At 72.1% G+C, this 26,703-nt stretch carries 18 protein-coding genes; 10 read left to right on the top strand and 8 right to left on the bottom strand.

Going from position 1 to position 26,703, the window contains the following annotated elements:
• Window positions 1–50 precede the first annotated feature (50 nt).
• Both T328_RS10465 and T328_RS10460 read left to right on the top strand, forming a co-directional pair.
• The gene (locus T328_RS10465; protein ID WP_496495660.1) at window positions 51–1,589 is read left to right on the top strand and encodes an FAD-dependent monooxygenase; all 1,539 of its coding nucleotides are present in this window, start codon (window positions 51–53) and stop codon (window positions 1,587–1,589) included.
• Between the two features lie 89 nt (window positions 1,590–1,678).
• Entirely contained in the window at window positions 1,679–3,229 is a 1,551-nt protein-coding gene (locus T328_RS10460) for a fused MFS/spermidine synthase (RefSeq protein ID WP_496495659.1), read from the top strand.
• Between the two features lie 97 nt (window positions 3,230–3,326).
• Here T328_RS10460 and T328_RS10455 read toward each other — a convergent pair whose 3' ends face one another.
• On the bottom strand, window positions 3,327–4,802 hold the full coding sequence (locus tag T328_RS10455) for an MFS transporter (protein WP_496495658.1): 1,476 nt from the start codon (window positions 4,800–4,802) through the stop codon (window positions 3,327–3,329).
• A gap of 28 nt (window positions 4,803–4,830) precedes the next feature.
• The gene (locus T328_RS10450) at window positions 4,831–5,343 is read right to left on the bottom strand and encodes a winged helix-turn-helix domain-containing protein (RefSeq protein ID WP_496495657.1); all 513 of its coding nucleotides are present in this window, start codon (window positions 5,341–5,343) and stop codon (window positions 4,831–4,833) included.
• Between the two features lie 390 nt (window positions 5,344–5,733).
• On the opposite strand from T328_RS10450, the gene T328_RS10445 reads away from it, so the two are divergent.
• On the top strand, window positions 5,734–6,360 hold the full coding sequence (locus tag T328_RS10445) for a ScbR family autoregulator-binding transcription factor (protein ID WP_496495656.1): 627 nt from the start codon (window positions 5,734–5,736) through the stop codon (window positions 6,358–6,360).
• 68 nt (window positions 6,361–6,428) lie between these two features.
• Here the strand turns inward: T328_RS10445 and T328_RS10440 are convergent, their stop codons facing one another.
• The 3 genes from T328_RS10440 to T328_RS10430 form a co-directional block, all read right to left on the bottom strand.
• A complete protein-coding gene (locus T328_RS10440; RefSeq protein ID WP_496495655.1) occupies window positions 6,429–7,028 on the bottom strand; it encodes a TetR family transcriptional regulator in 600 nt (199 codons plus the stop codon).
• Between the two features lie 13 nt (window positions 7,029–7,041).
• Window positions 7,042–8,280, bottom strand: coding sequence for a cytochrome P450 family protein (locus T328_RS10435; RefSeq protein WP_496495654.1), 1,239 nt, complete (start codon window positions 8,278–8,280; stop codon window positions 7,042–7,044).
• Window positions 8,281–8,371: 91 nt separating this feature from the next.
• On the bottom strand, window positions 8,372–9,031 hold the full coding sequence (locus T328_RS10430) for a ScbR family autoregulator-binding transcription factor (protein ID WP_496495653.1): 660 nt from the start codon (window positions 9,029–9,031) through the stop codon (window positions 8,372–8,374).
• A gap of 343 nt (window positions 9,032–9,374) precedes the next feature.
• Here T328_RS10430 and T328_RS10425 point away from each other — a divergent pair, with 343 nt between their 5' ends.
• The 5 genes from T328_RS10425 (at window position 9,375) to fxsT (ending at window position 19,889) form a co-directional block, all read left to right on the top strand.
• A complete protein-coding gene (locus T328_RS10425) occupies window positions 9,375–11,261 on the top strand; it encodes an acyl-CoA dehydrogenase family protein (RefSeq protein ID WP_496495652.1) in 1,887 nt (628 codons plus the stop codon).
• Between the two features lie 401 nt (window positions 11,262–11,662).
• On the top strand, window positions 11,663–12,565 hold the full coding sequence (locus tag T328_RS10420; RefSeq protein WP_496495651.1) for an effector-associated domain 2-containing protein: 903 nt from the start codon (window positions 11,663–11,665) through the stop codon (window positions 12,563–12,565).
• Window positions 12,566–12,628: 63 nt separating this feature from the next.
• The gene (locus T328_RS10415; RefSeq protein ID WP_496495650.1) at window positions 12,629–14,107 is read left to right on the top strand and encodes a VMAP-C domain-containing protein; all 1,479 of its coding nucleotides are present in this window, start codon (window positions 12,629–12,631) and stop codon (window positions 14,105–14,107) included.
• A 137-nt stretch (window positions 14,108–14,244) separates the two neighbouring features.
• Window positions 14,245–15,234, top strand: a complete 990-nt coding sequence (locus tag T328_RS10410) for an AAA family ATPase (RefSeq protein WP_496495649.1) — start codon at window positions 14,245–14,247, stop codon at window positions 15,232–15,234.
• Complete coding sequence (fxsT, locus tag T328_RS10405) at window positions 15,231–19,889, top strand: FxSxx-COOH system tetratricopeptide repeat protein (protein WP_496495648.1); 4,659 nt, start codon at window positions 15,231–15,233, stop codon at window positions 19,887–19,889. The genes T328_RS10410 and fxsT overlap by 4 nt, the downstream gene beginning before the upstream one ends.
• Window positions 19,890–19,953: 64 nt before the next feature.
• On the opposite strand, the gene T328_RS10400 is transcribed toward fxsT, so the two are convergent.
• The 3 genes from T328_RS10400 to T328_RS10390 all read right to left on the bottom strand — a co-directional run bounded on the left by T328_RS10400 (window position 19,954) and on the right by T328_RS10390 (window position 22,593).
• Window positions 19,954–21,876: an HEXXH motif domain-containing protein gene (locus T328_RS10400; RefSeq protein ID WP_496495647.1), complete on the bottom strand. Its 1,923-nt coding sequence runs from the start codon at window positions 21,874–21,876 to the stop codon at window positions 19,954–19,956.
• A 35-nt stretch (window positions 21,877–21,911) separates the two neighbouring features.
• Entirely contained in the window at window positions 21,912–22,094 is a 183-nt protein-coding gene (locus T328_RS10395) for a hypothetical protein (RefSeq protein WP_496495646.1), read from the bottom strand.
• A gap of 139 nt (window positions 22,095–22,233) precedes the next feature.
• Window positions 22,234–22,593, bottom strand: coding sequence for a CU044_2847 family protein (locus T328_RS10390; protein WP_496495645.1), 360 nt, complete (start codon window positions 22,591–22,593; stop codon window positions 22,234–22,236).
• A 384-nt stretch (window positions 22,594–22,977) separates the two neighbouring features.
• Here T328_RS10390 and T328_RS10385 point away from each other — a divergent pair, with 384 nt between their 5' ends.
• Window positions 22,978–25,149, top strand: coding sequence for a hypothetical protein (locus T328_RS10385; RefSeq protein WP_496495644.1), 2,172 nt, complete (start codon window positions 22,978–22,980; stop codon window positions 25,147–25,149).
• A gap of 150 nt (window positions 25,150–25,299) precedes the next feature.
• Window positions 25,300–26,694 (top strand): pectate lyase family protein, encoded by a 1,395-nt coding sequence (locus tag T328_RS10380; RefSeq protein ID WP_496495643.1) that lies wholly within the window; start codon window positions 25,300–25,302, stop codon window positions 26,692–26,694.
• Window positions 26,695–26,703 lie beyond the last annotated feature (9 nt).

The following is a 26,703-nucleotide window of genomic DNA, read 5'->3' as shown; positions in this document are numbered from 1 at the left end:
GCCTTTCCGGATCGCGGCGAGCGACTCCGGCCGTGCCTACGCTGAGCGCCATGACGCCGATCCACACGCCTCCGTCCGTTCTCGTCGTCGGGGCGGGGCCGACGGGTCTGACCCTGGCGGCCGAGCTGTCCGCGGCGGGCGTCGCCTGCCACGTGGTCGACAAACGGCCCGAGCCCTCGCCGCGTTCGCGCGCGTTCGGCCTGCTGCCGCGCACCCTGGAGCTGCTCGATCTGCGCGGGCGGGCCGAGGAGTTCGTACGCCTGGGCCTGCCCTGGGCGCACTCCGCGCTGGGCGACGGCAAGCGGTGGGTGGATCACAGCGGCATCGATAGCCCGTTCCCGTACATCTTGGTCATCCCGCAGAACCGCACGGAGGCCGGGCTGGCGCGCTGGGCCGGCGAGGCCGGCGCGGTCATCGAACGCGGTACGGTCCTGACGGGGCTGCGGCAGGACGCCGGCGGCGTGACAGCCGAACTCGACGGCCCGGCGGGACCGCGCACGATGCGGGTCGACTACGTCGTGGGCTGCGACGGCGTGCACAGCACCGTCCGGGGGCTCGCCGGCATCTCGTTCCGCGGCTCGGCCTACGACTGCTCGCTGACGATCGCCGACGTCCGGGTGAGCACGCCACCCGACCCCGTGGTGTACGCCCGCACCGGCCGCCGCGGCATGGTCGTCTTCTTCCCCTTCGGCGACGGCACGTTCCGCGTCATCACCCTCGACCACGAGACGATGGGCACCCCCGTGGACGTGCCCGTCACGGTGGACGAGCTGCGGGCGAGCTGCCGCGCGATCCTGGGCACGGACTTCGGACTGCACTCGCCCCTGTGGATGTCCCGCTTCCGCAGCGAGCAGCGGCTCAGCGACCGCTACCGCCTCGGCCGCGTGCTGCTCGCCGGGGACGCGGCCCACACCCACATCCCCTCCGGCGGCCTGGGCCTGCAGACCGGAATCCAGGACGCCATGAACCTGGGCTGGAAGCTGGCGGCCCAGGTGACGGGTACGGCGCCGCCGCACCTGCTGGACACGTACCAGCAGGAGCGCAGGCCGATCGCCGAGGCGACGCTGAAACGCACCGACCTCATGTTCTCCTTCGAGACCTCCCGGTCCGCCGGCGCCCGGCTCCTGCGCGGGCTCGCCACCCGCGTGCTGGGGCTCGGATTCCTCCAGCCGCACGTCGCGGCGCAGTTGTCGGGGCTGACGCTGCGCTACCCACCGCCGCGCACCGCCGACGGGCGCCCGCACCCCCTCGTCGGCCGCCGGCTGCCCGACGCGCCCCTGCGCACGCCGGACGGCGCGCCGGCGGGGCGGCTGTACGAGCGGTTCCGCGGCGGCCGTTTCGTCCTGCTCGACCAGTCGCGCGGGGCGTTCTGCGGCGGCGTCGCCGAGGGCGGCTGGCCCGGTCGGGTGGAGGTCGTCCGCGCGGTCGCGGAGAGCCGTACGAAGCTGCCGGAGGCCGTTCTCGTACGGCCGGACGCATACGTCGCCTGGGCGGGCCACGCAGGCACCACGCCGGCGCTGCGGAAAGCGGTGAATTACTGGTGCGGGGCGCCGGAATTGACGTCCGCGACTTCGGCCGCGAATTCCTGAAACAGACCTGACGTAGTCGTCACCGGGAATCGGGCGAGTATCTTACGTTGACTCCGAGTCGTACGTCTGAAAAGCGAATCGGAGTAACGATGACCCAATCACTGCACGAGGAAGTGGTGGCGGGGCAGGAAATTCCCTCCCCGCCGCCCCAGCGTCGGACATTGCCGGGCTGGGCCGCCGTGGTGCTGACCTTCGGCTCCTCCGGGGTGGTACTGCTCCTGGAAACCCTGGCCATCCGGATGGTCGCCCCGTACATCGGCATCAATCTCCAGGTCAGTTCCGCGGTCATCGGCATCGCCCTGGCCGCCATCGCACTCGGCGCCTGGACCGGTGGCCGGCTGGCGGACCGGCGCCAACCCGCCTCCCTGATCGGCGTGCTGCTGATCGGCGGCGGCGTGGTGACGCTGCTCGTCCAGCCGTCGGTGCGCTGGCTGGGCCGGACGCTCGACGGACCGAGCCCGGGCGCCGTCATCGTCCTGGCGCTGGCGGCCTGCTTCCTGCCCGCGTTCCTCCTCTCCACCATCACGCCGCTGGTCGTCAAGACCCAGCTCCACGACCTCGGGCGGACCGGCCGGGTCGTCGGGCGGCTGTCGGGGATCAGCACCCTGGGCGCCGTCCTGGCCACCTTCCTGACCGGGTTCGTGCTCGTCGCGCAGTTCACCAACACCGCCATCCTGGTGAGCGTCGGGCTGCTGCTCGTCGCGGGCGGCGTGGTGACGGACCTCGCGATCCGGCGCCGCGCCGTCGTCCCGGTGGCTGCGGCAGTCTTCGCCGCCGCCGCCCTGGGCGGTACCGCACTCGGGCCCGCCGTCTGCGACATCGAGACCGAGTACAACTGCGTGCGGCTGGAGCAGAGCCCGCAGAACGCGGACACGGTGGTGCTCAAGCTGAACACGTCGGAACACAGCTACGTGGACCCCGACCGCCCGGCGGACCTGCACATGGGCTACGTTCAGGGCCTCGCCGCAGCCGCCGACACCCTCCGCCCCGGCGAGCCCCTCGACGCCTTCCATATCGGCGGCGGCGGCATGTCCCTGCCCAACTACCTGGACGCGAGCCGGCCGGGTAGCTCCCAGCTCGTCTACGAGATCGACGCCGGCCTGATCGACGTGGCCCGCGACGAACTCGGCTTCCGGGAGCACGAGGACCTGCGCGCGGTGGCCGGCGACGGCCGCATGGGGCTCCAGGAGCAGGCCGACGACTCCTACGACGTGGTCATCGAGGACGCGTTCGGCGCGCACAGCCCGCCGTGGCACCTGACGACGCGGGAGGTGGTCGAGGAGGCCGAGCGGGTGACCCGGCCCGACGGCTACTACCTCGTCAACCTCATCGACTTCCCGCCGGGGGACTTCGCCCGGGCCGCCGTCGCCACGGTGCGTGAGGTGTTCCCGTACGTCAGCACGATCACGTTCGACACCGTCCTGGACGGCAGCACCGGGGGCAACGTCCTGGTCGTGGCGTCCGAACGGCCCGTACCCGAGGTGGAGATCACCGATCGTCTCAAGCACCACGACAGCACGAAGATGCTCCGTGTCGCCGACGAGGAGCGCACCGCCCGCTTCGCCCGCGACGGACAGGTGCTCACCGACGCCTACGCCCCCGTCGACCAGCTCATCACCGTGCCGATGCAGTACTGGTGAACGGCGCGCCCTCCGGCCCCGGCACGGCCCGGACGACCCGCACACGACGACGGCTTGGGCGACCCCGCGGGGGTCCCCCAAGCCGTCGGCGCGCTTCTCAGCGCTGTTCCACCTTCTCGTCCGCGTCCTGTTCTCCCTGACCGTCCTGCTCGCCCTGTTCGTCCTGACCGTCGGGGCCGACCGGAGCGCTCCGGTCCTCCCTCGGCAGCGCCAGGACGCACAGCACCATGCCCACGGGCAGGATGAGGGACGCCAGGAAGCCGGTGCGGAAGCCGTCGATCAGCGCCTGGTCGCCGGACCCGTCGCCTGCCGCCGCGACCACCGCGTTGAGCAGCGCGAGGGAAAGCGCCGCACCGAGCTGCTGCGAGGTGCTCAGCAGACCGGAGGCGAGGCCCTGCTCCTCGTCGGGCACGCCGGTGGTGCAAAGGATCATCGCCGGGGCGAGGCTGAGCGCGGCGCCGGCACCGCTGATCGCCAGCCCCGGCAGCACGTGCGTCCAGTAGCTGCCGTCGACGGCGACGAAGTACAGCAGCACGGAGCCGAGCGCGAAGAGCGCGGAGGAGGCCAGCAGGAGGTTCCGTACCCCGAACCGCTTGATGAGCTGGCTGATCCGCAGGGAGATGACGAGGATCAGCGCGGTGATGGGGGCGAAGCCGAGGCCGGCCTCCATGGGGGAGAGGCCGAGGACCTGCTGCAGGTAGAGCGTGCACAGGAAGACGGACACCGTGGCGCCGCCGGCGCTGAGCACCGAGATGATGTTGCCGTAGCGCACGTTGGGGTTGCGGAACATCGACAGCCGCACGATGGGCTGCGCCACCCGCGACTCGTGCACGACGAACACGGCCAGCACCACGACCGAGGCCGCGGCGATCGGCAGGACCAGCATCCCGAACCCGTGCTCCGCCGCGTACGTGACGGCCGTGACCAGCAGCACGAACCCCGCCGTCAGCATGGTGGCGCCCGAGATGTCGATGGTCCCGCGGGTGCGCTCGCTGTCCCGGGGGACCAGCTTGACGACGGCGAGCATCACGAGGACGGCGACGGGCAGGTTGAGCAGGAAGATGGAGCGCCAGCCGGCCAGGTCGGTGAGGACGCCGCCGAGTAACTGGCCCGCGATGGCGCCACCGGACGCCACCGCGCCCCAGATCCCGAGCGCCTTGTTGCGCCCCTCGCCCTCGGCGAACGTGGTCGTGACGAGGGAGAGCGCGGCGGGGGAGACCAGCGCGGCGCCCAGCCCCTGCACGGCCCGCGCGACGAAGAGCGTCACGTCATCGGGGGCGAATCCGCAGGCGGCGGAGGCCACCACGAAGACGACGAGCCCGCCGAGGAGCAGGCGCCGCGGGCCGAAGAGGTCGGAGATGCGGCCCGCCGCGACCAGGAAGCCGCCGAAGGTGAGTCCGTACGCGGTACTCACCCACTGGATGTCTGCGGAGGAGACGTCCAGGTCGGATTGGATGGAGGGGACCGCGACCGCCACCACCGCGACGTCGAGGATGAGCATGAACTGTGCCAGGCAGAGGACGGTCAGCAGGACCTTCGCTCCCTGACCTGTCACCTTGCGGTCTGAGACCATGTCAATCACCTTTCGTGATTGTTCGTCGTTACCGTTCGGCGTCTTCGTCGACGTCGAGTGCGTAACCGCGCCCCCAGATCGTCCGCACGCATAAACCGAGCGGCGCGATACGCCGCCGTATGCGCATGACGTGGAGATCGAGCGCGTTCCTGTTCGCCTTCGTGCCGCCCGGGAGCAGGGAGAGGAGCACGTCGCGGTCGACGCCCTCGGCGAACGACTCGGCGAGCCGGGACACCAGGTCCGCTTCGGTCGGGGAGAGCACCACCGACATGGACCGGAACCGCAGCACGCCGCTGGAGTCCATGCGCGGCACGAAGTCGGCGCTGCTGCGCATGCGCAGGGCGTCGGCGCGCGCCTTGAGATCGCCCTTGCTGATCGGGGCCCGCACCCAGTCCTCACGGATGTCGGCGCACACCGGTGCGGCGACCCCCGCCTCCAGCACCAGGATGCGCATGATTCCCTCCGTGCGGCAGCGCTCACGGCGCCGGGACTCGACCGGCCAGCGGATGAACTCCACGCGCGTTTCCAGTTTGGTTCGCAAGGTTTCCTCCAACCCGCTCATCGCTGCCGCAACGGGTGGTTCGGCTCCTTGCGGCAAGTACCTCGAACGTCCGGATGGGATCTGAAGGGCAGTTGGGCCGCGGAAGGGCGTTGGACCCTTGGCTGCGGGCCCGCGGTACGGGTGGAGAAGAGGGCCGGCCGGTGGCCGGACGACGCCTCGCAACTCCCCCGTGGGCGCCTCAAGCGTGTTCCGGTTAAGATACCAGGAGGCTGGTTTGTTTCCAAGGCCCCGCGAGAGTTGGTGTCTCCCGTGCCCAATATCGGCAGATTTTGGTTGAGTTGCCATGTATGACCTGCGGTGCGGGGCGCAGGGGAAGAGGATTAAGATACCAGCATCCGGGTTTCTTTAATGCCTGTGTCAGGAGGCATGATGGCCAGACAGGAACGAGCCGACCGGACCCGGGAATCCCTCATCCACGCCGCCGCCGTGGAGTTCGAGCGCCACGGCTACGCGCTGGCCAAGGTCGTGGACATCAGCACGCGCGCGGGCGTCAGCACGGGGGCGCTGCACTTCCACTTCGACGACAAGGCGGCCCTCGCCGAGACCGTCGAGTCCGAGGCCGCCGCGCGCCTGCGGCGCGCGGCACGGCGGGTCCCGCGACACGAGGGCAACGCGCTGCAGCGATTGGTGAGGACGTCGGAGGCGATCGCCGGCCGGCTCCGCGAGGACGTGGTGACGCGCGCGGGCCTGCGGATCAACTGCATGTCCGCCGGCGAGGCGACGCTGAACCTGCGCGAGGAGTGGCTGCGCTGCGTCGCCCGGTTCCTCGACGAGGCGGCGGACGAACGGCTCCTCGCCGACCACGGCCTCCGCGGTGAGACCGCCGAGGCCGTGGTCGGGGTGACGTCCGGTCTCGCGGTGCTGAGCTGGCGGAACCTCGACTGGCTGGCGGACGGCACGCTCGCCGGCGTCTGGGAGGCGCTGTTGCCGTGCATCGCCACCCCGGCGGCGCTCCGGGACGCCCGGCCCGGCGGGTCCGGTGGGGGCGGCGGCTGAGCCGCCTCCCCCGTACGCGTACGGCGTCGTGCGCGTACGGCCCCGGGGGTGCGGGGTGCGCCGCGCCGTCAGCGGACCGCGCCGGGTGCGGGCGTCGAGACCCGCGGGAGCAGCAGCGACCAGAGCCGGTCCAGGGCGTCGGGCGCCGCCTCGCTCCCGGCGCAGCAGCGCATGCCGAGGTCGGCGGTCGCGGCGGTCAGGACGTACGACAGCCCCCTCGCCGGCACGTCCGCCGCCAGCGAGCCGTCCCGCTCCGCGCGGACCAGCATGCCCTCCACCCAGCGCTGCCAGCGGACGTCCGGGTTCTGCGCGCCGCCCAGCCCGCGCACGTCCCGGCTCAGGTTGAACCCGGCCCGCAGAACCGGGTCCGCCTCGAGTTCCGCCAGGAGCCGGCGCATCGTGCCGGCCACCGCGTCCAGCACGCTCCCGGTGTTCCGGGCCGCACCCTCCGCGGTGATCCGGCCGAGCCGCTCGGACGCCGCCTCCAGCACGGCCTCGGCGAGCGCGCGCTTGCCGCCGAAGTGGAAGCTGAGACCTCCGCCGCTCACCCCGGCGCGCGACGCGACGTCCGCGAGGACGACCTTCTCGTATCCGTGCCGGACGAAGGACTCCGCGGCGGAGGTGACGAGCTTGTGCCGCGTGCGTACCGCACGCGCCTGCTTGGGCATGAGTGCTCCGCTGTCAGACGGGGCCCGTGCCTGCCGCGTGCAGCAGCACCGGCAGGGAGCCGTAGCCGCTCACGATGAACGACTCCAGCGGGTCGACCGAGTCCAGGGGGTGGAGCGGCCGGAGGCCGGGGAAGCGCCGGTAGAGGGTGGACAGCGCGATCGTGGTCTCCAGCCGGGCCAGCGGCGCACCGAGGCAGCGATGGGCGCCGTAGCCGAACGCAACCGATTCGCCCCGGTCGTCGCGCAGCAGGTCGAAGTCGTCGTCCCCGCCCGGCCGGGGCGGCTCCGCTGGGGTCGCGAACGAGACCAGGATCGGGTCGCCCTTGCGGATGAGCACGCCGTCGAACGTGATGTCCTCGACGGCGAAGCGCATCGGGGAGAAGCTCACGGGGCTGTGCCGGCTCAGCGTCTCGTCGATCAAGTCCTCCCACCGCGCCCGGCCGGAGCGGATGTGCGCGAGCTGCTCGGGGCGGGCGCTCAGGTGGGCCAGGGCGTTGGTGATCAGGGTGCTGGTCGTCTCCTGGCCGGCGGCGATCATCAGGTAGAGCGTGCTCAGCAGTTGCTGCTCGGTCAGGCCGCCGTCCTCGTCCCTGACCTTGATCAGCAGGGAGGTCAGGTCGTCGCCCGGCGCCGACCGCTTCCGCGCCACCAGCGCCCCGAGCAGCTCGAAGACCCGCACCTGCGCGGCGGCCATCTCCCCGGCCGGTACCGCCGTGCCGAAGCACACCAGGACGGCGCTGCGGAGCGGCTCGCGCTCCTCCTCGGCGACGCCGAAGAGGCTGCAGATGACTTGCGCCGGCAGCGGCGCGGCGTACGCCTCGCGCAGGTCGACCGGGGCGTCGGCGGGCAGTGCGGCGAGCTCGTCGGCCAGCCGCTCGGCGACCGCCTGCACCCCGGGACGTAACGCCTCCACCCGCCGGGCGGTGAACGCACCGCCCACGAGCCGGCGTAAGCGGGTGTGCTCCTCGCCGTACGCGAAGAGCATGTTCTCGTTGGCCACCCACGGGTACAGCGGCCAGTCCTCCTTGATCTGCCCCTCGATGAACGCCGGCCAGTGCTGCCGGGCGTCCTTCGACACCCGCGGGTCGAGGAGGAGTTCCCTGACGTACTCCTGCCGCGTCACCGCCCAGGCGACGACCCCGCCGGGGAGCGTCACCTGTACTGCCGGGCCCAGGGAGTGCAGCAGGGCGGTCTGCCCGGCCAGCTCCTTCCCCGACACGTCCAGCATGAACGGACATGGGGTCTCGTGCATACGCGCGCCTCCGATCGGCTGGTCATGGGTCTCCACGGGGGAGGGCGTGTCCGCCCCCGCCTCACCCTCCCTCGCCGGCGAGGGAGGGGGATCACGGTGCCACCTCTCCGGCCTCCAGCGCCCCCACCACTTCCTCGTACACCTTTCGCCCGCGCTCCGGGGAGAAGTCCAGCCGCGCGAGGATGGTCGGCACCGCGACGGACGGGAAGAGGTGCCGGTACAGGTCCAGCACGCGCTCGGCCATGTCCGCGCGGTCCGTCATGATCCGCGACAGCTCCTGGACCCCGGTGAAGGCGCCCACGACCAGCCGGGCGAGCGTGGGTACGTCGGTGTCCGGCCAGATCTCCTCCTGCGCCTGCGCCTCGTGCAACACGGATTCCGTGCGCTCGATCCACGCCTTCATGGGCGAGCGGCCGTCCAGCGCCCCCCTGCCCTCCCCGTATTCGACGGTGAGGCGGACCCCGCCCCTGATGATCGGGTCGCCCGTGTCCGGCATGAGCAGGAAGGTGAGCAGCAGCGCCTCGTCCACGGACTGCTGCAGCTTCAGCTTCCGCTCCGGAACCGCCGGCAGTGCTCGCGTCTGCTCGTCCATGACCGCCTGTCCGAGCTCGGTCTTCGACGTGAAGTGGAAGTAGAACGCCCCCTTGGTGACGCCGGATCTCTCCAGGATGTCCGTGACATTCGCGGCTGTGAAGCCGACTTCGTCGAAAACCTCCGCGGCGGCGATCAGGAGCGAGCGACGCGTTCTCATGGCCCGTTCTTGCAAGTACCCTCCAACCCAAGCCGACCGGCCCGTCGTGCCGGCGGCATCCACGGCTCTCGTTGGCCAGGATAGTACCGGCGTGGCGGTTTCTCAATGAGGCGAGGGCCGTGCGAAGCGGGGATGGTTATCCTTAGTTATCCGGACATATGCCCCCGTTGACGATCGCTAATTCGTGATCAGCCGCTCCAGACCCCTTTCGGACGGCCCTTGAAAACAAACCGCGGTACCCGTATTGTTGCAGTCGCCGCGCGATTTCGATCAACTCTGCGCCGGGTAATTGATCCTGCTGTAGAGGAACGATCAATTCATCAGTCATCTGGGGGAGACGCACATGCGTACCACGTCGCTGCTGAAGGCCGGCCCGGCGGACGATCTCGCAAATGGTGATCAACCGCAGAACAGCATCCGGATCACCGGGAACTTATCGACTACGTCGGCAGACACGGCCGGCGAACTCGCACGCATCCTCTTCGACGAGGGGGCGAACAGATCGTTCCACAAAGAATGGCGCGCCCTCATCTCCCGGCCGGAATTCGATCACAACACCACGCTCACCCACGACGAGCGCGTCGGAGCGTCTTATCGCCGGCTCCGGCTGCTCAACAACGCCGTCGGGCACGCGGAAGAACTCGCCAACGCCCCGCACCTGCTCAGCAGCCTCCACGAGTGGACGAGTCTGGTCGACGGCGGGCTGACCGCCATCGCCGGCATCCACTACAACCTCTTCCTCGGCAGCATCCTCGACCACGACTGCGCGCAGCGGGACCTCGCGCCGTTCACGGAGCTGAGGGAGACCGGCACGTTCCTGTGCACCGAACTGGACCACGGCAACGACGTCGCGTCCATCGAGACGACCGCGACGCTGGACCGCCGCACCGGCGGGTTCATCCTCGACACCCCGACCGTGGGCGCCCAGAAGTTCATGCCCAACACCTGCCACGCCGGCGGCCCCAAGTCCGCCGTGGTGGCCGCCCGGCTGGTCGTCGACGGGGCGGCCCAAGGGGTCTTCCTCTTCCTGGTCAAGCTGAGCGACGAGTGCGGTCACCTGCCCGGGATCCGCGTACGCCCCCTGCCGCACCGCGCCGGCGCCCCCATCGACCACGCGCTGACGGCCTTCGACCAGGTGCGGCTGCCGCGCGAGGCGCTGCTCGAGGGCGACCACGGACGGTTGTCGACCGACGGCACCCTCGTGAGCGCGGTGGGCAGCCCTCGCAAGCGTCTGCTGCGGGCCATCGGCCGGGTCACGACGGGGAAGCTCTGCATGAGCGCGACAGCCCTCGGCATGACCCGGCTGGCCCTGACGATCGCCGTGCGCTACGCCCACAGCCGGCAGATCGCGGGCCCGCGGGCCGGCGACCGCATCCCGGTGGTGCGGCACCGTACGCACCACGCCCCGCTCGTGCACGCGCTGGCGACCGCCTACGCCATGACGTTCCTGCACCGGTCCGTGGTCGACCGCTGGGCGCGGCGCGACGACGACACCGTGGAGGAGCTGGAGCGGCTGGCGGCGGTCGCCAAGGGCTGGATCACCTGGCAGGCCCGGGACATCGCGATCGAGTGCCGCGAACGCTGCGGCGCCCAGGGACTCTTCCCGTCGAACCTGCTGACCGAACTGGCGCTCAACATCGAGGGCGCCATCACGGCGGAGGGCGACAACCTGGTCATCTGGGCGAAGGCCGCCGCCGAGATGGTCTTCGGCCACCGGCCCGCGGACCCGTGCCGCCCGGCCGCCGCCACCGGCGGCGGGCTGGCCGATCCGTGGTTCCTGCGCGGGCTGCTCGCCGCGGTGGAGGGGGTGTGGCAGCGGCGGGCCCGGGCGGCGCTGCGGTCCGGTCCGTCGGGGGACTCGCTGGGCCGGTGGAACGCCGCGTCGGGTGCCGCGCTGGAGATGGTGTCCGCCTTCGTCGTCGGCGAGGCAGGGGAGAAGTTCCTCGCGGCAGTGGACCGGGTGGTGGACCCGGTCGCGCGGGGCGCGCTGCGCCGGTTGTGCTGCCTGTTCCTGCTGCAGGGCGTGAGCGAACACGCGGACGTCCTGCTCACCACCGGCCGGCTGACGGTCGACGAGGTGATCGCCCTGCCCCAGGCGGTGGACGACGCGGTCGCGGACCTCGTGTCGTTCCTGCCCGATCTGGTGGGCGGGTTCGGCGTGCCGCCGGAGGTGCTCTCCGGTGTGCCGATCGCGTGCGACGACAGGGGCGACGAGGGGCTGCGCGGATAGCCGTGCCGGGGGAGCGTCCGGCAGGACGGGCGGCTACCTCCGGCCGCACGGTCCCGGCGCGCACGCGGCCGCGGCGGCCACGGCGCGGACGCCGAATCTCGTCGGGGATCGCGGTGCGTGCCGCGGTGTTGCCGGCGCTCAGCGGGCGGTGCGGTCACCGCCGGAATGAGCCGCGGCATGGGAGTCCGTGGGCAGTTGGCAACAGCTTGCTCAGTTGGTTTCAGGATCTCGCCTAACCGCCCTGGTGTGCGTAGCCTCTTCACTACGCTCTCAGGTCTGGCGTACGGGTATCCGCGGGCACTGGCGGAGCCGTGCACGTGGCGCAGGAGGGGCGAAGGGTGTCGGGCGAGTGGCGGGTCAGGTTATGCGTCCCTGGTCGCGACGTCGTGTGCGGTGCCGGGGTGCTGCTTCCCGATGGGCTGATCCTGACCTGTGCCCACGTCGTCGACATCGCCCTCGGGAGGGCCGAGGCTGACCCCTCCGTGCCCGACCGCCCCGTCGACGTCGACTTCTCCGCCGTCGGTGACCGCACGTCGCGGCCCGCCCGGGTGGTGGCCGGTGGCTGGTTCCCCGCGGCGCCGCGCTCCGGGGACATCGCCGTGCTGGCACTGGAGTCCGGCGAGCCGCCGCCCGCGGCCGGGCCGGCCGTGCTGGCGGCGGGGGAGGGAGCGGAGCCGGGGGTCGTCAGCGTCTACGGGTATCCCCAACCGGGTCTGGCGGACGGGGTGTGGCGCGACGTCCGGGTTTCCGGAGCCGGTGGGCCGAACCACGCCTGGCGGCAGCTTGACGGCGCGGGCGGGGGCGTTGTCCCCGTACAGCGGGGCTTCAGCGGCGCGGGGGTGTGGGATCCGCGGCTGCGCAGCGTCGTGGGTCTGCTCGTGGCGGTGTACGGGCCCGGTCGTGAGCAGCTCTCCTGGATGTACCCCCTGGGCGCCGTCGCCCGCGAGTGGCGCCCGCTCGCGGGGATGCTCGGGGGCCCGGCCGAGGGGCGCGCGAACGGTGCGAATGAGCTGTCGCCGCGCCAGTGCGCCCAGTTGGCGCGCGTCATCCTGGAGATTCCGCTCTTCGAGTCGCTTTCCGGTCGGCTGGACCTGGTGTCGCTCCTGCGTCCGGAGATCCGCCTGCTGATCGCCGAGCGTTCGGAGCCGAGGACGCACATGTATCGGATAGTGCAGACCAGCACCGACTACGACGGAGGCGTCGACGAACTCGTGCAGGCCATCGAAGACCTGGTCGGGAGTTCGCCGGCCGTACAGTCCGTGGTGGATGCCGTCCGGCGCTTCAAAGGTGAGGCACCGGAATGAGCGGGCGGCGAGTCTCAGACGCGATCGGTTTTCTCTCGGGCCGCAGGGCCAAAGGGGGTTCGCATGACACACGCTCTCAGTGGGCAGTCGGACTGGCAGCGTGTGAGCAGACTCGTCGAGGCCCTGGAACGGACCAGACCGATGAGCGACCCTGAAATGGCCCGGCAGTGCCTGGAGATGACGGGGCACAGGCTGAGCGTCAACCTTGTCGCCGAGCTGCCGGCCGACTCGGCACTGCGCGGCCAGTTATACGAGGTCGTCCGGCATCTGCAGGACCACAGGGGCGGTCTCCAGGCGCTCGCCGACTCGATCGAGTTCTTGGCGCCCAAAGCCCGGTCCACCGAGGCGTTCCGGCAACTGGTCTTCGAGGTGCCCGCACAGCCGGTGCTGACGACGGGGGACCTGGCGGAGATCCGCGGGCTGCTGACCGGGCTGGCCGTGCTGCCGGGGTTGCCGGTGGCGGAGCTGCACCGTGCGGCGCGCGGCGTCTACGAGCGGCTGCCACCCGGACCCGCCGACGTTCTGCGCGCCTTCGAGCACCTCCTGGAGGCGAACGCGCGGTCCGACGGCCTGTTGCCCTGCATGGTCTACGTCGAACACGTCGCCGCGTTCGCGCCCGCCGGGCCCGCCGGCCGGCTGCGCGACTGGAACGTCGCGGTGGCGACGTCGCTCGACCTGCTCCCCGCGTGGGAGGAACTGCGCCGCACCCTTGCCCCCGTGCCGGCGTCCGCCGGCGAGCCGACCGCCTACCTCGCCATTCAGGTCGAGTGGTTCGACGTCGAGACGGACGAGTACGTGCTGTCGTCCTGGACGAAGGAGGACGCGTCGTCGTCGGCCGTCCCCGGGTTCGCGCACTACCGGTGCACGGGCGAAGAGCTGGAGAGCGCCGTGGCGGAGGTCATAGCCGACGGCGAGGACACGCTGGCGAGCCTCGACATCCAGGTTCAGGTGGAGTTCCTGCTCGGCCGGGAGCTGATCTGGCTGCCCGTCGACGAATGGGCCACCCACCGCGAGTCGGGACTGCCGCGGCCCATAGTCCAGCACTACCCCGTCGTGCTGCGGTGTCTGGAGCGGCAGCGGGACCGGACGCTGCAGCGGGTGTGGAACAGGCGCTGGCGGACGATGAGCGAGAACCCGCGCGACTGTGGATGGCAACTCTGTGGGGGCCCGGAGGGAATCGGCGCCGCCGGTCTCCAGGACATCCTGAACAAGGACACGGACACGCGCGTCGTCGCGGTTGCCCTCGCCGATCCGCCGCGGCGGCCCCACACCGCGGCGCCGCACGCCTACGACGTGGCGTTACGTGAGGGGATCCCCGCGATGCTGTGGCACAACGACAGCGCCGAAGGGGAGGTCGTTCACGCGATTGCGGAACGCCTGTTCGACGGAGGGATGGTCGCCGGCCTGCCGGCGCGCGTCCACGAATGGCGGGGAACGGAGATCCGGGGCGGGGTGATTTTGCTCCACGACGACCCGGGCAACATCTATACGCAGCCGACGCGTCGGCAGTCGCCGAAGGCCATGGGGAGGACAGAGCGGTGAATGACGATCGGCCTACCCACGAAGGGCCGGATCCGGTAACCGGCGGCGGGAGCGGCCCTGCCGGCAATCCCCCCGCGTGGTGGGTGTATCGCGGCGACGGCGGGAAGCTCGCCGCGCGTGATCTCGATGAGGTGCTGATGGGCCCGCCGCCGTGGCGCAGATTCGACGGCGGGCCGCTGCAGCCGCGTCCGCCCGAGGACGAGGCCGAGGTGACCCGCCGTATCGGCCCCGCCGACCAGGGGTCCGGCACCGGGCGTCCGGTCAACGTCGACGAGGCGGACATGGTGAACGCCGCCCTGTACCTGCGGCGCCCCCTCCTGATCACGGGTCGGCCCGGCTCGGGCAAGTCCGCTCTCGCCTACCGGATCACCCGGGAACTGCGGCTGGGCCGGGTGCTGCGCTGGCCCGTGACGACGAGGACGACCCTCCGGTCGGGTTTGTACGACTACGACGCCATCGCCCGCGCACAGGACGCCGCGACCTACCGCGCCGCCGCCGAGGCGGGCGCCGAGAGCGCCGACGACCGGATCGTGGACAAGGCCCGGGTCGGCGACTACATACAACTGGGCCCGCTCGGTACGGCTCTCCTGCCGTACCGGCTGCCGCGCGTGCTGCTCATCGATGAACTAGACAAATCGGATATTGATCTTCCGAACGACCTGCTGAACGTCTTCGAGGAAGGCGAATACACCATTCCGGAACTCGTGCGGAGCGCTCCCCGCGAGCCCGAGGCGACCGTCCTCACCGACGACCCGGGGGTGACGGCGCGTATCCGCGACGGCCGGGTGCGCTGCCGCGCCTTCCCGCTGATCATCATCACCTCGAACGGCGAGAGGGAGTTCCCGCCCGCCCTGCTCCGGCGGTGTCTGCGCCTGGAGATGCCCGTGCCCGACCAGGAAGAGCTGGCCGCCATGGTGTCCGCCAGGTTCGGTCTTGAGGCCGGCGGGCGCGGCGACGAGCTGGTACGTCTCTTCGTGGCCCGCAGCGCCCGCGAGGGCGGCCTGCCCGCGGACCAACTGCTCAACAGCGTCTATCTGGCGACCTCCGACCGCTTCACCCCGGACGGCGACTGGGAGCGGCTGCTGGCCTCGCTCTGGCGCAATTTCGATGCTGCGAGGCCGGGATGACCACCGGGCGGACGGCATCCGACCCTCCGCCGGAGCCACTCCGCGGCGGGGACCTCTCCCCGAACGAGGTGGCGGACGCGCTGTGGCTTGCCATGTGCCTGGCCGGGCGCACCCGTCCGCCGGACAGGCTGCCGCCGCGTCCGTGGCCCGGCGGTTCGGCGTACCCGCGCCGGGCCGCACCGCCGCCCGGCCGGTCCAGCCGGTCCGGCCGGGCGGAGCCCCGCCACGACGAGCCCCGCCACGACGAGCCCCGCCACGACGAACCCGCCCCCGGCGAGCCCCGCCCCGGCGACCGCTGTCACGACGAACACCCCCACGACGAACACAGCCACGCGGAGGACCGCCGCCCGGGCGAGGCCCGTCAGCCCGGCCACGACGACGGCGCGCGGGCGCCCGACGCCGGGCCGCGCCGCCCGCTTCAGCGCACCTCGCCGCCCGACGAGCGTTCCGGCGGCGGGCACGGCAACCCCGGTGAGACGGGCGCGTGGTACGACGGCTTCACCGGGCCCGGCGGCCCGCCGCCGCCCTGGTCCGTACGGGACTCCGGGGGCCCGCCCACGGGCAGCATCCCGGCGGAGGAGGCGCCGGTCGCCTGGCCGGCCGTACCGGGGCTCACCGATCACCGCCTCCTGGAGCGGTCGTTACGCCCTTTACGCCGGACGGTCCCCTCGGTGCACGCGACGGAGCTGGACGAGGAGGCCACCGCGGACGCCCTCGTGGAGCCCGAGCCGCGGCTGCCCCGGTTCCGCCCGGCCCGGGAACGATGGCTCGACCTCGTCCTGGTCGTCGATGACGGTGCCTCGATGGCGGTGTGGCGGCACACCGTGGCCGAGTTCTCCGACCTGCTGCGGAGCATCGGAGCGTTCCGTACGGTGACCGTCCGCCTGCTGGACACCGACGCGGAGCAGGACTCGCGGCTCGCCCTGCGCGGCCCGGACAGCGGAGGGCCGCGCTACGGCCTTCTCGATCCGGCGGCGGCCCGTCGCCGGATCGTCATGGTGCTCACCGACGGGATCGGGCCGGCCTGGCGCTCGGGTGCGGGCCAGCGACTGGTCACCCGTTGGGGTGAGAGCGTCCCCGTCGTCATCACTCATTTGCTGTCACATCTCTCGTGGCACCGGACCTGGCTCGGTACGCGCCCCGCACGGCTGCGGGCGTCCGGTCTGCGGATCCTGGCGGAGCCCGCCGAGCCCTGGCTCGCGGCCGGCGCCGAGGCCGGCCCGGAGGAGCCGGTCGTCCCCGTGGTCGGCCTCGAACCGCGCTGGCTCGGCCGCTGGGCGCAGCTGCTGACGGGGGAGCGCGGCGAGTGGGCGGGCGCCCGGGTGCTGTCGGCGGTCCCCGAGGCGGATGACGACGAGGCGGAGAGCTCGCTGCCCACCCCGGCCGAGCGGGTCGTCGGCTTCCGCGCCGCCGCCTCCCCGGTGGCGTTCCGGCTGGCCCGGCATCTGGCGGTCGCACCGCTGTCCCTTCCGGTGATGGAGATGGTCCAGTTCTTCGCCGAACCGGGCTCTCGTCCCGCCGATCTCGCCGAGGTCATCACGTCGGGTCTGCTGGTCGCCACGGAGGCGGCAGCCGCCGGGGACGCGGCCCTCGACACCGTGCGCTACGCGTTCCTGCCGGGGGTCGCCGAGGAACTGCTGGCCTCGGGGCGGCGGACAGAGACCGCCGAGGTGATGCGGCGGGTCATCGACCATCTGACGCCCTCGCTGCCCGAGCTGCGGAAGCTGGGCGACGTGCTGGCGGAACCCGCGCGGGTGGCCGGAGAGGTGCGCATGCCGGCGGGGGACGAGCACTGGGACTACTACGCTCCCGTCGTCCGGGCGCTGCATGCGCTGTCCGGGCCTTACCGCCCGTGGGCCGGCCGGTTGAGCAGTTTGCGGCCTTCCGGGGACGAGCCGGTGGCGCGCTCCGGCGGCGACTCGCGCTCGCGCACTGCTCCAGTTGATAAGTCCGTTACGCTACGATATGAGGCGGTTGCTGTGCCCGAGAATCCCTTAACCGATCCCGGCACCCCGGCTGAATCAGCGGAGAGTCCACTGTCCAGGAACGCTAGCGGGGCATCCGATCTCGAATCGGGTGCGACGGTGGGACGGCACTTGCCGCGGCCGGGTGTGGTGGAGCGGGCTATCGCGGACCGGCGCAAGTCCGGCAGCCCACCCCCTGTCTGGGGTAACGTGCCGCCCCGCAATGTCAACTTCATCGGCCGTGTCGATGCGCTCCGCGATTTGCATCACAGGCTGACGCAGGGGACCACCGCCGTGTTGCCGGAGACGCTGCACGGGATGGGTGGGGTCGGAAAAACCCAGATTGCGATCGAGTATGCCTACCGGCACAGTTCGGAGTACGACATCGTCTGGTGGATTCCGGCCGGGCAGCCTGCTCAGATCCGCGCGGGATACGTGGACCTGGCGCAGCGGCTGCGACTGCCGACCGGTGCGGAGGCCAACACCGCCATTCCCGCGGTGCTGGAAGCGCTCCGGCTGGGCGAGCCGTACCGCAATTGGCTACTCGTATTCGACAACGCCGAGAATCCCGAGTCCGTGCTCCCCTTCTTCCCCCAGGGCGGTACGGGCCGGATTCTCGTCACTTCCCGGAACGGACAATGGGTCAACATGGCGCGGACTATCGAGGTGGACGTTTTCGCCCGTGACGAGAGCGTCGCGCTCCTGCGGCGCCGCGGTCCCGAGCTGACCGACCGGCAGGCCGACCATCTGTCCGAGGAACTCGGCGACCTGCCGCTGGCGATCGAGCAGGCCGCGGTCTGGCTTGCCGAGACCGGCATGCCGGCCGAGGAATATCTCGAACTCTTCCAGGGCAAGCGGGCGGAGTTCGTGAACCGCCGCAGCGAACTCCTGGAACTGGCCCCGCCGATGGACTACCAGCTCCCGGTGGCAGCCGCGTGGAACGTGTCACTCGACCGTCTGCGCGACACCAACCCCGCCGCCCTGCAGCTTCTCCAGGTGTGCGCCTACTTCGCACCGGAGCCGGTCTCCAGGACCCTGTTCATGGCGGGGCGCAACGCCTCTCTGCCGGGGCTGCTCGGCGACGTGCTGAGCGACCCGATCCGGCTCGGCCACGCACTCCGCGAGGTCAACCGGTACGCCCTCGCCCGTATCGACCACCGCACGAACAGCATCCAGCTCCACCGGCTGGTCCAGGCGGTGCTCATCGACCAGATGACCGAGGACGAGCGCGTCTCGATGCGCGAGGCCGCGCACCTGCTGATGGCCGGCGGCGACCCGAGGGAGCCCGGCGTCACCGCGAACTGGGCCAGGTACGCTGAGCTGCTGCCGCACATCCGGGCGTCCGAGGCGGTCAGGAGCGAGGACCGCTGGGTCCGCGGCCTCGTGGCCAACACCGTTGCGTACCTCTACGTCTGGGGTGACCACGAGGCGTGCCGCGAACTCGGCACCGAGGCGCTGACGACATGGCGGGAGACGCACGGTCCCGACGACGCCCAGGCGCTGTCCGTGGCCCGTACCGTCGGTCACGCGCTCCGCTCGCTGGGCCGGTACGCCGAGGCCGCCGAACTGAACAAGGACTGCCTGGAGCGGCTCCGCCGGATCAAGGGCGAATCGCACGAGGACACCCTGCTCGCCACTCGCGCGGTGGCCGTCGACCTGCGCGCCGCCGGCGACTTCGAGTCGTCGGTGAAACTCAACAAGGACGCCTACGACCGCGCCATGCGCTCCTTCGGCGAGCGTGACCCGTACACCCTGGCCAGCGCTGTTGACTACGGCACGGCGCTGCGCACCGTCGGTGACTTCCCGTCGGCCCGCGACCTCGACGCAGTGACCCTGCAGCTCACCGTCGAGGTGCTGGGGGAGAACGCGCTCCTCACTCTGCTCCTCGGCAGCCTGCTTGCGGTCGACCTGCGCGAATGTGGTGACTACGTCGGGGCCAGCGAGGTGCAGGAGATCAACTCGACGCAGCTCGAACAACTGGCCGGAAGCGAGACGCCGGTCACCTTGATCGCGCTGCGGCACCTCGGCGTCGCGCGGCGCAAGGCCGGCGACCACGACGGCGCGCACGATGCCTGCCGGGAGGCGTGGCAGCGCTACCGGCGCCGCTACGGTGACGACCACTTCGACACCCAGTGCGCGGCTGCCAGCCTCGCCATCGCCCAGCGCCAGGTCGGCCAGGCCGAGGAAGCGCGCCGGACCGGGCAGGAACTGCTGGAGCGCCTGCGCCGGAACCTCGGTGCCACGCACCCGTACACCCACGCGGTCGGCACCAACCTCGCGGTCGCGCTGCGCCATCTCGGGGAGACCGAGCAGGCGCTGGCTCTCGATCAGGAGGCGGTCGACGGGCTGACGTCCACGCTGGGGCCCGAGCACCCCTACACGCTGACCGCCGCCATCAACCTCGCCAGCGATCTGTCCGCCCAGGGGAAGGACCAGGCGGCGGCCGAGCTGGACGAGGACACGTACCGGCGCACGCACCAGGCGCTCGGCGCGGGTCATCCGACGACGCTGGCCTGCGCCCTGAACCTCGCCGCCGATCTGCGTACGCTCGGCAAGTCCAAGCGGGCCGAGACGCTCTACGCCGCCGCCCTCTCCAGCCTGCGGCAGAGCCTGGGGCAGGACCACCCCGCGACGACCGCGGCCACCCGCGGTGCCCGTGCCGACTGCGACGCCGAGATCATGGTCATCTGAGGACGGGCCCGGTGCGGCGGAGGGACGAGTGCCCTCCGCCGTGTCGCCCTCCGCCGTGCCGCGCTCAGCCGGCGGAGCCGAGCCATTCCGCCAGGGACACCGGGGACACCGGGGACACCGCCGCGTCCGGGCCGGCAAGGGAGACATGGCGCAGCCAGACGGCCCGTACGAGTTCGGGCCGGTCGAGCAGCGCACCGGCGGCGCGATCGTCGCCGAGGCCGGCCAGCGCCAGGCCGAGGCCGGCCCACGGGCTCGACGCCTCGGGCCGGCGCCGCACCTGTGCCACGTAGCCGCACACCGCCGCGGCGTACTCGCCCGCCACCAGGGCGAGGTCCGGGGCCGGCGCGCCGGACAGCTCGGGCCGCCCGCTCCACCACGCGAACTCCTCCGGATCACGCCAGCGCGACTTCACCAGCCGCGCCCGGTAGGACTGTTCGGCGGGCAGCACCCCGGGACGGATCGCGGAGGCGGCCGGTTCGGGGGCACCTGCCCGCGGCCCCTCCCGGCCCGCTGCCCAGGCACGCGCCAGCCCTTCGACGGCGTCCGCCGACGGCTCCGTGTTGCGCAGTCGCCACATGGCCCGGTGGTCCGCGGCCAGCAGCCGCGCGTCCGCCGCCTCACGTTCCGGGACGGGCTCCTCGCACCAGGGCGCCACCACCGCACACAGCCGTGCCACGAAGTCCCGCCCGAGGTCGGTGAGTTCCTCCGCGGCGCCCAGGTCGTCGAGGGCCCGCAGGGTGCCTCCGCGCCACAGCGCGAACTCGAAGTGCGCGAGGCTGGTCGCCGCCGCCTCCGGCGCCGTCAACCGCCGGCCGCGCCAGAAGCCGGTGACGCCCACGTGCGCGTACACGCCCTGCAGCATGCCGGCCGCGGGCCGGGGATCCCCGCGCCACGGGGCGTACAGCACCTCGTCGCCGGGTGACCGGCAGAGGGTCGCCAGGTCGAGCAGGGCCCCCAGTTTGACGTGCTGGAACTCGTGGACGAGGGCGACGGCCAGGCTCGTGGGCGTACGTGGCAGCCCGATCATGGCGCTGCCGTACGACTCTGGCGAGGTCGCGCTGTACGGTTCGCCGCGCACCTCGGGTGCCAGCGGGATGAGGCAGCGCATCGTCTCGGCGAGGCTGCCGGCCAGCTCGGGCTGGTCCCGTGACAGCATCTCCCAGGCCCCGTCCAGCAGCGACTGCCAGCTACGCAGCCGCTGCGCACTCAGCCGCGGCACCTCCCGGCCGCGGACGAACGGGCCGTACGGGTCCGCGTCGTCCAGCTGGACCGACCAGTGCCGCGTCCCGGCAGTCGCCCGGACGGCCGGTGTGGGCCGCCAGCCGCGGGTCTCGGAGCGTACGTCGTCCGGCAGCAGGACACACGACAGCCGGGGGGTGATCACGGCGACGCTGCCCCCTACGCGCCGCACGGCGGCGATACCCGGGCCCGCGCCCGGCGCCCGCAGGCCCGCGTAGGGGAGGTCGCCGGGAAAGGACACCGTGCCCAGCGAGGGCAGATGGACGCCGTGGCCGTCCCGCACGGGCACCTTGATGTCGAACTCGGTCCCGGCCCGGATCGCCGCCGCGGCGGCGAGCGCGTGCAGGTGCCCGGCCTCGACCCACAGCGGCACGTCGCCCGGTGTGACTCCCCGCATACGGCGCAGCAACCGCGACGCCCACACACCGGTGGACGGATGCATCAGGACGGCGTCGAACGCGGCGGCGTCGGCACGCTGGGCCCCGGCCAGTAACTCCCATGCCACCGCGGGCGCCGGTAATCGCCCCAGGACCGCGGGGTCCGCCGCGAGAGCGTCGTGCACCATGCGCAGCAGGAGCAGTTTCTTGCTGCGCTGGGCGCGGCCGAGGAACCGCGCGGTCTCCCGGTCACCGCCCCCGGTGGCGAGCTGGGTGTACGCGCGCGCGGGGAGCAGATGCGTGCCGAGCCCGTCGCCGACCGGGGCCGCCGGCCGGTTCGCGGACGACAGCGGCGCGCCGCTCGGCGCCACGGGGCCTCCCGGAGCTGCCGGCGGCCGGCCCGGGCTCAGCAGTTGCCTCCGCCTTCGGTGCTGCTGGTGGCCACCAGCGGTTTCGGCAGGTCGACCTGGAGCAGGACGCGCCCGGCGGAATCCTCCAGTGCGGCCGTATCGCACAGGAGGACCTCGTCCAGCGCCAGTCCGGCCACGTCCACCAGCTCCGTCTCCATGAACTCTTCGTACCGCTCCACTTCGCGGTACCCCCTGTCTCGAGCCGACGCGTGCCCTGAGGCCATGATGCGCCGTCAGTGACGGGCGCAACAGAGGGCGTCGCGCGCCCGCGGCGCCACCGTATGGTTTGCGCCAGTCCGCAGCGGGACGTCCGGACGGTCAGGCGCCGCGGTCGCGGTCCCGGTCCCGCGGGCCGCCCTGTCCGGATTCCCACTCCAGCGTCACGGTGAAGTTCGCCTCCGCCGTGCCCCGGGCCACGATCACCCCGGCCTCCGCCGACAGCTTGACGCCGAACTCGACGGTCACCCGGTCCGGCGCCGCCGGCAGTGCGCGCAACCGCTCGTGCACGGCCGCCGCCACGGGGCGGATGCCGTCGAGGGCGTCCTGCAGCGTCCGCCCCGCGCTCGCCGCGACCTCCCCGGGCCGGCCGGCGCGGACGATGGCGTCCGCTTCCTCGTCCGCCTCGACGCGAACGCTGCCGGCACCGTCGCCGGCGAGCGGAAACTCGATCAGATGCACGACGCTGTCCCTCCCCGAGTGCCGCCACGGCGGCGACGGAGCCCAGCGTAGGACCCCCTCCCCCGCCCGGACACGTCTCCACGGATTCCACCGCACCGGCCCGGGGCCACTGCGCCGAGTGCTGGTCGGGGTCAAGCACGAGCCGAAGTACGTCGCGCTCCAAAGCGTCGTACACAAGCGCTTGCTTATATCGTTTCACCGAGCCGACCGCTGAGCCCGGAGGCTGCCAAGCGGTGACTCCTACGGCCCCAACCGTGAGCAGCTCCCCCCGCGCAAGACTACGTGCCGCGGGGATTGTTGGTCGGCTGCCCGGCTGTTACGGTCCTCATCGAAACGTTTCAGCAGGCGTTTCGACGACATGACTCCGGCCCCGGGGGCGTATGTATGGCAGTCGACCGTCGGACCTTCGTACGCACCAGCGTCACCGGCGCCGCGGCCGCGGTCGTCGCCGGCTGGCGGGTCGGTGACGCCGCCGCCCGCCCTCGGGGGCAAGAGCCGCCCGGCCGGATCGACCGCAGAGCCGTCGTCGCCCGGCATCCCGTGATCCGCACCGCCGGCAGCCCGGACACGCCCCTGCAAGTAGGCAACGGGCAGTTCGCCTTCGGCGCGGACATCACCGGTCTGCAGACGTTCCAGCCCTTTGCCACCATGTCTCACTGGGGCTGGCACACGGACCCGCTGCCGCCCGGGGAGACCCCGGCCGATTATCTGGGGCAGGTGTGGGACACCCACGGCCGGCCGGTGCGCTACGACATCGAGGACCCGGACCATCCGGCGATCTCCGAGTGGCTGCGGGCCAATCCGAACCGGATGAACCTCGCCCGCATCGGGCTGCGGCTGCTGCGCGCCGACGGCACCGAGGCGGCGGAGGCCGACCTGCGGGACCGGCATCAGGAGCTGGACCTGTGGACCGGGATCCTGCACAGCCGCTTCACCCTTGAGGGCAGCGCGGTGTCGGTGGTGACGAGCTGCTGTCCCGACCTGGACGCGGTGGCCGTGCAGATCGACTCCCCGCTGGTGGCCGACGGCCGGCTGGGGGTCTTCCTCGACTTCCCCTACGCCAGCGGCAAGGACAAGTTCTCCGCGCCCTACGTGGGCGTGTGGGATCGCCCCGAGGCGCACGCCACCCGGCTGCAGACCGTCGGTCCCGGCCGTGCGGACATCGCCCACACGCTGGATGACGCCGCCTACCACGTGGGGCTCGCCTGGACGGGCGCCCGGGCGCCGTCACCCGTCCCCGGCCGGCCGCACCGCTACCTCCTGCTGGGTGATCGCCACCACGGACGGCCGTCCGAACGTATCGAGCTGACCTGCCTGTTCGCCCCCCAGCAGGCCGCCCAGGTGCCGGCCGCGGGTGCCGTCGCCGACGCCAGCGCCCGGGCCTGGCCGCGGTTGTGGAACTCCGGCGGCGCGGTCGATCTCTCGCGGAGCACCGATGCGCGGTGGCGGGAGCTGGAGCGCAGGATCGTGGTGAGCCAGTACCTGATGGCGGTCAACGAGGCCGGCGGCAGCCCGCCGCAGGAGTCCGGGCTGGTGAACAACGGCTGGTACGGCAAGTTCCACATGGAGATGTACTGGTGGCACGGGGCCCACTACGCGCTGTGGAACCGCTGGCCGCTGCTGGAGCGTAGCGTCGACGTCTACGGCAGCTTCCTGGACTCCTCCCGTCAGCGGGCCGCCGAGCAGGGCTATCGCGGCGCCCGCTGGCCGAAGATGACCGATCCCGGCGGGCGGGCGGGGCCCGGCGAGATCAACGCGCTGCTGATCTGGCAGCAGCCCCACCCCGTCTTCCTCGCCGAGCTGGACTACCGGGCCCATCCGCGGCGCCGGACCCTGCGCAAGTGGCAGGAGGTCGTCTTCGCCACCGCCGACTTCATGGCCTCCTACGCCCACCGGGAGGAGTCGGGCCGCTACGTGCTCGGCCCGCCGCTGCACCTGGTGTCGGAGAACAGCGACCCCAGGGACACCGTCAACGGCGCCTTCGAGCTGTCCTACTGGCGGTTCGGCCTGCGGCTGGCGGCCGAGTGGCGGCGGCGTCTCGGGCTGCCGCCCGAGCCCCGGTGGGAGGCCGTGCGCTCCGGCCTGGCGGAGCTTCCCGTACGAGACGGGCTGTACGTCGCCCACGAGCGCGCCGAGAACATGTGGACCGACTACGTCGACGACCACCCGGCGGTGACCGGCGTCTACGGCTGGCTGCCGGGCGACGGAGCCGACGTGGACACCGCGCGCGCCACGGCCCACAAGGTCTGGGACGTCTGGGCGTGGGACCAGGCGTGGGGCTGGGACTTCCCGATGCTGGCCATGAGCGCGGCGCGTATCGGCGAACCCGGGCGCGCGGTGGACTTCCTGCTGCACGAGAACCTCGCCTTCGACGACGCCGGCTATCCCGTCGGCGGCACCCGGGTCCCCACGCCGTACTTCCCCGGACCGGGCGGGCTGTTGTACGCGGTGGCCATGATGGCGGCCGGCTGGGACGGCGCCGAGGGCGATGCGCCGGGCTTCCCCGCGGACGGGACGTGGCACGTCCGGTGGGAGGGGCTGAGCCGGGCGCCCTAGCGGCCGGGCGTGCCAGACCGAGCGGGGATCCGGTCGCCGAACCGCCCGCGAGGGCGACCGGCCGGCGGCCCCCGCCCGGCCGGCGAACGGGCCAGGGCCGCGTCGAAGAGCCGTACCGCGTCCATACCCGAGGGACGACAGGAGTGAGTCATGCGGAAGGCCAGGACAGCCCTCATGTGTGCCGTGGCGCTGGGCGCCGTGCTGCTGCCCGGGCCTGCCGCCGGGTCCGCGGCGGACGTCCCCGTCGGCTGGGCCGCCACCGGCGACGGCACCACCGGTGGCGAGGGTGCGCCACCGGAGAGCGTCCACACCGTCACCACCTGGGCCGAGCTGAAGGCCGCGTTCGACAACGGCGGCAACCCCGATGGGCCGAAGGTGATCCAGGTGTCCGGCGCCATCGACGGAGCCGAGGCCGCCGACGGCTCGATCCTCGGCGAGCAGGACTACGCGCCCGGCTACGACATCGACAAGTTCATGGCCTGCTTCGGCCCCGACGGAACCGGCTGGAGCGACGACGCGCACCCCTGGTGCGACGAGCAGAGCAAGCTGCGCCAGACCGGCTCCAACAACCAGAAGGCGCAGATCCAGACCGAGGTGCCGAGCAACACCACCATCCTCGGCCTCGGCGACGACGCCCGGCTCCTCGGTGTCTACCTCAGCATCAGGGCCACCTCGAACATCGTCATCCGGAACCTCCACTTCGAGGCGCCCGTCGACTACTTCACCAACTGGGACCCCGCCGACGGGGACGACGGCGCCTGGAACGCCCGCTTCGACGCGCTGTCGATGGTGACGGGCCGCAACGTGTGGATCGACCACTGCACCTTCAGCGACGGCCGCTTCCCCGACAGCGAGGCACCCGTCGGCTTCCACGGCGAACGCGTCCAGCGCCACGACGGGCTCCTGGACATGGAGGACGGGACCGACCTCGTCACCGTCTCGTCGAGCGCCTTCCTCGGCCATGACAAGACCATGCTCGTCGGCTCGGGCGACGGCAAGGGCGACCGCGACCGCGGCCACCTGCGCGTCACGTACCACGGCAACCTCTTCGACGACTCCCTGCAGCGCAGCCCGCGCGTCCGTTTCGGTCAAGTCCACGTGTTCAACAACTACTTCACCGGTGCGACCGACGACCCCGACTACCCGCTCGTCAGCCAGGACCGGGGCGGTGACGGCTACTTCCTGGGCAGCGGCATCGAATCGAAGATCGTCTCCGAGTACAACGCCTTCGAGCAGTCGGGCCCGGACGCCTCCGCGGACGTCGTCCTCGCCAACTGGAAGGGCAACGAGTTCACGGACCGCGGCTCGACGTTCAACGACGCGCCCGTGGACGCGGACGGCATCGCCAAGCGCAAGTTCGAGGCCGCCAGGGCGGAGGCCGTCGCGGAGGCGGAGGCGAACGGAGAGCCGGTGCCGGAGTGGGCCACGCGCGAGTTCACCACCGACGTCGGATGGGAGCCCGCCGAGGTGTACGACTACCGGCTCGTGCGCGACCCGGGCGCCGTCAAGGAGGCCGTCCTCGCCGACGCGGGGGCGGGCCGCTGAGCACGGTGA

It is taken from the genome of Streptomyces sp. CNX435 (assembly GCF_059570575.1).
The sequence above is the reverse complement of the archived record's forward strand: the minus strand, read 5'-3'. Positions and strand labels throughout refer to the sequence as shown.

Coding starts and splice junctions, on each gene's coding strand:
- T328_RS10465 (WP_496495660.1), top strand. CDS start 51: ATGACGCCGATCCACACGCCTCCGTCCGTTCTCGTCGTCGGGGCGGGG.
- T328_RS10460 (WP_496495659.1), top strand. CDS start 1,679: ATGACCCAATCACTGCACGAGGAAGTGGTGGCGGGGCAGGAAATTCCC.
- T328_RS10455 (WP_496495658.1), bottom strand. CDS start 4,802: ATGGTCTCAGACCGCAAGGTGACAGGTCAGGGAGCGAAGGTCCTGCTG.
- T328_RS10445 (WP_496495656.1), top strand. CDS start 5,734: ATGGCCAGACAGGAACGAGCCGACCGGACCCGGGAATCCCTCATCCAC.
- T328_RS10440 (WP_496495655.1), bottom strand. CDS start 7,028: ATGCCCAAGCAGGCGCGTGCGGTACGCACGCGGCACAAGCTCGTCACC.
- T328_RS10435 (WP_496495654.1), bottom strand. CDS start 8,280: ATGCACGAGACCCCATGTCCGTTCATGCTGGACGTGTCGGGGAAGGAG.
- T328_RS10430 (WP_496495653.1), bottom strand. CDS start 9,031: ATGAGAACGCGTCGCTCGCTCCTGATCGCCGCCGCGGAGGTTTTCGAC.
- T328_RS10425 (WP_496495652.1), top strand. CDS start 9,375: ATGCGTACCACGTCGCTGCTGAAGGCCGGCCCGGCGGACGATCTCGCA.
- T328_RS10415 (WP_496495650.1), top strand. CDS start 12,629: ATGACACACGCTCTCAGTGGGCAGTCGGACTGGCAGCGTGTGAGCAGA.
- T328_RS10410 (WP_496495649.1), top strand. CDS start 14,245: ATGGGCCCGCCGCCGTGGCGCAGATTCGACGGCGGGCCGCTGCAGCCG.
- fxsT (WP_496495648.1), top strand. CDS start 15,231: ATGACCACCGGGCGGACGGCATCCGACCCTCCGCCGGAGCCACTCCGC.
- T328_RS10385 (WP_496495644.1), top strand. CDS start 22,978: ATGGCAGTCGACCGTCGGACCTTCGTACGCACCAGCGTCACCGGCGCC.
- T328_RS10380 (WP_496495643.1), top strand. CDS start 25,300: ATGCGGAAGGCCAGGACAGCCCTCATGTGTGCCGTGGCGCTGGGCGCC.